Annotated in this window: 7 protein-coding genes; 4 read left to right on the top strand and 3 right to left on the bottom strand. The window is 66.3% G+C overall.

Annotated elements, in window-relative coordinates; translation table 11 throughout:
• From Adu01nite_RS43010 to Adu01nite_RS43000, 3 genes are all read right to left on the bottom strand, one after another.
• The coding region (locus tag Adu01nite_RS43010; protein WP_203735158.1) for a class I SAM-dependent methyltransferase at window positions 1–618 on the bottom strand (618 nt) is incomplete at its 3' end.
• Entirely contained in the window at window positions 618–1529 is a 912-nt protein-coding gene (locus Adu01nite_RS43005; protein WP_203735157.1) for a radical SAM protein, read from the bottom strand. The genes Adu01nite_RS43005 and Adu01nite_RS43010, both read right to left, overlap by 1 nt.
• Before the next feature lie 50 nt (window positions 1530–1579).
• Window positions 1580–2254 carry a nucleoside/nucleotide kinase family protein gene (locus Adu01nite_RS43000; RefSeq protein ID WP_203735156.1) on the bottom strand — a complete coding sequence of 225 codons (675 nt, stop codon included), beginning with the start codon at window positions 2252–2254 and terminating at the stop codon, window positions 1580–1582.
• Window positions 2255–2383: 129 nt separating this feature from the next.
• Between Adu01nite_RS43000 and Adu01nite_RS42995 the strand changes: the two genes are divergently transcribed.
• The 4 genes from Adu01nite_RS42995 to Adu01nite_RS42980 are packed head-to-tail and all read left to right on the top strand — an operon-like array spanning window position 2384 to window position 5172.
• Complete coding sequence (locus tag Adu01nite_RS42995) at window positions 2384–3247, top strand: helix-turn-helix domain-containing protein (protein ID WP_203735155.1); 864 nt, start codon at window positions 2384–2386, stop codon at window positions 3245–3247.
• A gap of 15 nt (window positions 3248–3262) precedes the next feature.
• Window positions 3263–3463: a DUF397 domain-containing protein gene (locus Adu01nite_RS42990; RefSeq protein WP_203735154.1), complete on the top strand. Its 201-nt coding sequence runs from the start codon at window positions 3263–3265 to the stop codon at window positions 3461–3463.
• On the top strand, window positions 3378–4712 hold the full coding sequence (locus tag Adu01nite_RS42985; protein ID WP_239133153.1) for an MFS transporter: 1335 nt from the start codon (window positions 3378–3380) through the stop codon (window positions 4710–4712). The genes Adu01nite_RS42990 and Adu01nite_RS42985 overlap by 86 nt, the downstream gene beginning before the upstream one ends.
• Before the next feature lie 7 nt (window positions 4713–4719).
• Window positions 4720–5172: an NUDIX domain-containing protein gene (locus tag Adu01nite_RS42980; protein ID WP_203735152.1), complete on the top strand. Its 453-nt coding sequence runs from the start codon at window positions 4720–4722 to the stop codon at window positions 5170–5172.
• The last annotated feature ends 421 nt before the right edge of the window (window positions 5173–5593 follow it).

The following is a 5593-nucleotide window of genomic DNA, read 5'->3' as shown; positions in this document are numbered from 1 at the left end:
AATCAGGCCCATCCGGTGCACATGCTCGGCGAGCTGTCCGACGTGCGGCGCTTCGACGAAGGCGGGGGTGTAAGTCTCCCAATCGATCTGCCATCCGGGCAGATGGCCGCGCACCTGCCCTTCGCCCGGGTAGTGCTCGACCTCGAAGTGTCGTGGCGCGACCGGCATCATGTACTCGGCGCCGAAAACGCCTCCCTGCGACCGGCAGAGGCGGCTCATCGCGGCGATGAAGTCCGCCAACGGCCGAGAATGGTTGATGCTGTAGTGCCATGAGCAACTGGTCCATACAGCATCGGCCCGTGGCTCAGCGACGTCGACTTCGAACAGGTCGGCTTGCACGATCGTCACGTGGTCGATCAGGCCTTCCTCGGCCACGCGCTTACGCAGACCCGGCACAACTGTGTCGATCGGGCCCGGAAGCTTGACCGGGCCGCCGTCCACCGAACTCGGGTCGCGTTCGATGGCGAGGACGTGAAGTCCGCGTCGCGCGAGCGGAAGCACGAACTTGCCGTCGGAGGCGCCGACGACGCAGACGGATCGCGCGCCGATCTGTTCGATCTGGGCCAGGAAGAGCGGGAAGAACGTCCGGGTGTCCTCCCACACGCTCACGGTCGGCATCAGCCGGCCGTGACGGTTTGGTAGTTCACGTCCGGGATGCCAAGCGCGAACTCGTCGTTCTCTCGAGGCTCGTACCGGATGATCTGCCTCTGCTTGTCCCACCGGAATGCGTTGACATCCTTCCCTACCGCCTTGCAGGACACGGTAAGCCCGCCGCGGGGATCCGCCTCGATGCGGTCGAGCCATCCTCCGGCCACCAGGTTCGAGCAAGCGGCTCCCGGCGGCTGCGGCAAGAGGTCGGAGTCGTAGACCACCTTGATCGACAGGCCAGCCGCGTTGATCTTCGCGTGCAGGTCGCCGTAACGGCTTGGGTCGACGACCTCGAGATCTGGATGGAGCCGCGCATTGCCGACCAAGCGCAAGGCATGCAGCTTCAGGTCGGCGACGCCATGCTCTTGCAGAAGTACGCCGAGGGAAACGACCTCGTCGAGGTTGTGCCGCGTGACCGTCATGGTGGCGCCTACCTGGACGCCGAGTTCACGGGCCAGGTCGATCATCGCGACGGCGCCGTCGAAGCTGCCGGTTTTGCGCATGCGGTCATGGGTGTCACGAAGCCCGTCCAATGAGACGCGGAAGTGATCAAGGTAAGGCGCCGCCGCCCGAACCTTGCCACGGAATCCGGGGTGGGCGTTGGTACAGATCTCGACGGTGAGTCCGCGCTCCTTCGCGTAACGGCACATCGTGACGATATGGGGATACAGCAACGGCTCACCACCGAGGAGCGTCACCTCTTCGAGCTGGTAGACGTCGATGAAGTGGTCCAGCAGGGCCTGCGCCTCTACGACGGAGAAGTTTTCCGGACTGCGGAGCAACTCGCCGTGGAAGCAGTGCGCGCAGGAGAAGTTGCACTTGTACGCCAGCTGCAGGTAGAGCATGCGTACGCGGGTGATGCCCGCGACCTGGTCAAGCATGATCGATCACTCCAATGGTCGGGTCAGAGGCAGGCCAGAAGGTCGGCGAATCAGACACGACGCAACCTCGCCGGATCCACGAAGGCTGCCGCCAGCCGCTGGGCGACGTCGACAACTCCGAGACCAGTGGTGTCCAACGCGAGCAATCCGAATGACTTGTAGGTCTCACGGGTAGCGGCGACGTTGGACTCCTCGAGCCTCGACCAGTAACTCAGCCGGCCATTCGCCTCGCGATCGGCCAGACGCCGACGCCTTTCCGCTTCCTCGACCGTCAGCAGCACGGTCAGATCCGGCGCCACCGCCCGGTCCCAGTCGATGTCGGGCAGGTTCGTCGCACCCATTGCGACGTGCGTGGCCACGGTTCGGTGGAAGTAGCTCTCCAGTACGACGTCACGGCCTTGCGCCAGATGGGCACGCACCACCTCCGAGACCGCGTAGTTGCACATCAGCCAGAAGTGCAGGCGAGCCATGACCGCCCTTGACCTGTCGACGTGCACACGCACGTCGTCGAACGACGGCAGCGACGTTTGAACCAGTTCAGCTCCGAGGTAGTCGGCCACCAGCGGCGCAACCGTGCTTTTGCCGACCGCACTCAAGCCCTCGATGACCATGAACCTGGCCGCGGTTTCCCCCGGGACGGCATTTACCTCGCGCTCAGATAGCTCTGTGCCGATCACATCGACCTCCTCCTGAATCTGTGATTCACAAAAGTAGATGTGATGCATGCATCAAGCAATCCTGGTCGGTAGCCTAGCTAAGATCGCTGCCTTCGAGCAGGGCCACCGAAGGCCACCTTTGTCATGGCAGGGGCCGACACCTACGCTGGTGATTCGTGAATCGCGAGAGGAACCAAGGTGACGCTGGGCCGCGGCGCGCTGCGTAAGCTTGGCGCCGAGCTACGTGCCGCCCGGGAGGGCGCGGGCCTCTCCGGCCGAGCGCTCGCGGCGAAGCTGGGCAACTGGTCGCAGGCGAAAGTCAGCCGCATCGAGAACGGCGTCGTCAGCAGCACCGTCGAGGACATCGAGGCGATGCTCGGCGCCCTCGACGTCCAAGGCGACCGCCGCGAACGGATCCTTGCGTTGGCCGACGAGGCCGGCGAAGCGACCGTCAGCTGGCGCGTCCTGCACAAAGGCGGGATGGCCCGCTGGCAGTACGAGCTCGACCAACTCCTACGCCAGGCCGCACGCGTTCGACACTTCCAGCCAATGCTCGTCCCCGGACTGATGCAGACCGCCGAGTACGCGCGTCGCGTCCTGGAAGTCACTAACTGGACCGGCCAGAAGGACATCGACGCCGCCGTCGTCGCCCGGCTCGCTCGTCAGCAGATCCTGTTCGAACCAGGTTGCCCCGAGTACCACTACCTCCTCGGCGAGATCGGCCTGCGCTGGCGACCATCGGACTCCGTGGCGTTGCAGCGCGCCCAGCTCGACCGCGTCATCACCGTCTCCACGCTGCCGCCCGTCAGTGTCCAAGTACTTCCCGCCGACACTCCGGCCGCGGCACTCGGGCTGCACGGGTTCCGCATCTACGACTTCACCGACGACACCGAACCGACCGTCGTCTTCGTCGAGACCATCGGCGGCGAAATCACCGTCTCCGAACCCGCCAATGTGGCGACCTACATCGCCACCTGGGACCAACTTACGAAGGCAGCCTTGTCACCGGACGACTCCAGAGAGTACATACGGCAGATGTCCCAGACGCTCGTCGATCCCTGAACCACGGAGGCCCGCATGGCGACACCCGCGTTCACCAACTGGCACAAGTCCAACCACTCCGACGACGCCGGCTGCGTCGAGGTCGCCGAGGCCGACGGCCTCATCGGCGTACGCGATTCAAAAGATCCCGGTGGCCCGATCCTCACCTTCAACCGGCACGAGTGGACGGCCTTCACCGCCGGCATCACGGACGGCACACTCACCCCCGAAGGCTGACCACCCCGTGACCACCTCAGCAAAGCCTGAGCCTGCGAGGAACCCTCGCGGGCTCAGGCCCCTGTGGGCCGCCACCGCGACCAGTTCCCTAGGCGATGGCGTCTACCTCGCCGCCGCACCCCTGCTCGCCGCGGCCCTCACCCCGAGCCCAGTCGCGGTGTCACTGGTCAGCGCCGCGACTCTCGCGCCCTGGTTCTTCGTCGGCCCGTTCGCGGGCGCGCTCGTGGATCGCTGGCCCCGCCGGACCGTCATGATCATTGCGGACGTTGTCCGCGCGGCCTGCCTCCTCGCGCTCGCCGTCCTGGTCATCACCGGGACGAACACCATCGCCGCGCTCGCGATCACGGGGTTTGTTCTGACCAGCGGGCAAAGCTTCCACAACGCCGCCGCCCAGGCCATCATCCCCAACCTGATCGGACGCGACCGCACCGCTCTCGCCGCCGCCAACAGCCGCATCGCCACCACCGAAAGCGTGGCCGCCGGTTTCGTCGGACCACCGATCGGCGGCGCTCTGTTCGCCGTCGCGCCGTGGCTGCCCATCGCGGCCGATGCTGCCAGCTTCGCCAGCTCGGCGGCCCTGCTCCGCGGTGTTCCGGCACCGCCACGACCCGAACACTCCGGGATTGGCATCTTCGCCTCGCTCAGGCAGGCCATCGCCTTTGTGGTCCGCCATCGTCAGATCCTCGAACTCGCGCTCCTGATCGCCGGCGGCAACCTCGCCACCAACGCGGCCATGGCGACTTTCGTTCTCTACGCCCACCATGACCTCGGCGTCACGAGTTGGGGTTACGGCTTCCTGCTCGTCGCGCAAGCCCTCGGCGCCACCGGCGGAGGCTGGATCGCTACCCGTATGTCGCGGCGGCTGAGTTTCCGCACGATGCTGGTCTGCGCCCAACTCGCCCGAGCGGCCGCGTTCCTCGCGCTCGCCGCGACGAATTCGCCCTACCTTGCCGGAATCAGTCTGGCGGTGATCGGCGGCAGCTTCACCATCGGCACCGTCGCCGCCGTCTCCACCCGCCAACAGCTCGTGCCCGACGAGATGCTCGGCCGCGTCGTCAACGTCTTCCGCCTCATCGGCAACGGTGCGGCCCCCATCGGCGCCGCCCTCGGCGGCCTCATCGCCGCCCGATACGCCCTCAGCACGCCGATCATCGTCGGCGGTGTGCTGACCGTCGCCGTCGCTGGGCTCTCCCTACTACCGAAGTTTCGCCGATCGGCCACCGAGCCTCAGCAGGCCACACGACGTTGACAACAGCATGAGTCCCGGCGCCCGCATCCGTGCCACGTCCTACATCACCCGGACAACTCCGCACGGTCCTCAGCTGCTCGTGTTCGACTACCCCGCACAATCCGAGGCAGGCACCCAGCTACCAGGCGGCGGAGTAGAACCCGGCGAACGCCCCGACGCCGCAGCCATCCGCGAGGCCATCGAAGAAACCGGCATCTCCGGCCCCCTCGATCTCCGCGGAGTCGTCGGCGTCCAGCAAGGCACCTACGACACCGGCGACCCGTACATCAGCATCTACTTCCACCTCAGCGCCACTGAACCCCGCGACACCTGGACCCACATCATGATCGGCGACGACACGGCCTGGGACACCGGGCTCGAGGTCAACTGCCGGTTCGTCCCCTTGACCGAAGCAGTGCCTCTGCTGCAGACCACCTGGCATCGGCAAGACGAGTTCCTCAACCTGATCGACCTCCGGTGATCGGTGGTCATGTACAGGCATTCCCGTAAGTAGCCAGCCACCGGACACACGTCGACCCTTCGCAGCCACGTGCCGGGCACCTCGTGCGCGAGGTGCCCGGCGTCGCTGCCGCAGGAGGCGCACCCCGCGGTACCGGTGCACGAACGATCGCGTGACCGTTCGCGAAGGTCAAGTCGCGTGGGGAAGACGTTTTCCCTGATCAGAGACATCGCGAACGCTCCGGATGTGCTCGGCGAGCAGCTAACACCCGAGGTCGGCGCCGGGCACCCGCTGGCACTGCTGGGCATGCCGTTCCGAGCGCGCTCCGAAAATGCTCCGTGCGTGCTCCGACCAGCGGCGACGTCACCGCAGGCACGCCCGTCGGCAGCGGATGGCGCCGGTTGGGACGCCCGGGCACTCGTGAGTATCCCCAGGTCGGTAG

Origin of the sequence: Paractinoplanes durhamensis (assembly GCF_016862175.1) — a bacterium.
GTDB classification, from domain to species: domain Bacteria; phylum Actinomycetota; class Actinomycetes; order Mycobacteriales; family Micromonosporaceae; genus Actinoplanes; species Actinoplanes durhamensis.
The sequence above is the reverse complement of the archived record's forward strand: the minus strand, read 5'-3'. Positions and strand labels throughout refer to the sequence as shown.

Excerpts from the sequence above, each read along its gene's own strand:
- Adu01nite_RS43005 (WP_203735157.1), bottom strand. The coding sequence starts at position 1,529 with ATGCTTGACCAGGTCGCGGGCATCACCCGCGTACGCATGCTCTACCTG.
- Adu01nite_RS42990 (WP_203735154.1), top strand. The coding sequence starts at position 3,263 with ATGGCGACACCCGCGTTCACCAACTGGCACAAGTCCAACCACTCCGAC.
- Adu01nite_RS43000 (WP_203735156.1), bottom strand. The coding sequence starts at position 2,254 with ATGCATCACATCTACTTTTGTGAATCACAGATTCAGGAGGAGGTCGAT.
- Adu01nite_RS42980 (WP_203735152.1), top strand. The coding sequence starts at position 4,720 with ATGAGTCCCGGCGCCCGCATCCGTGCCACGTCCTACATCACCCGGACA.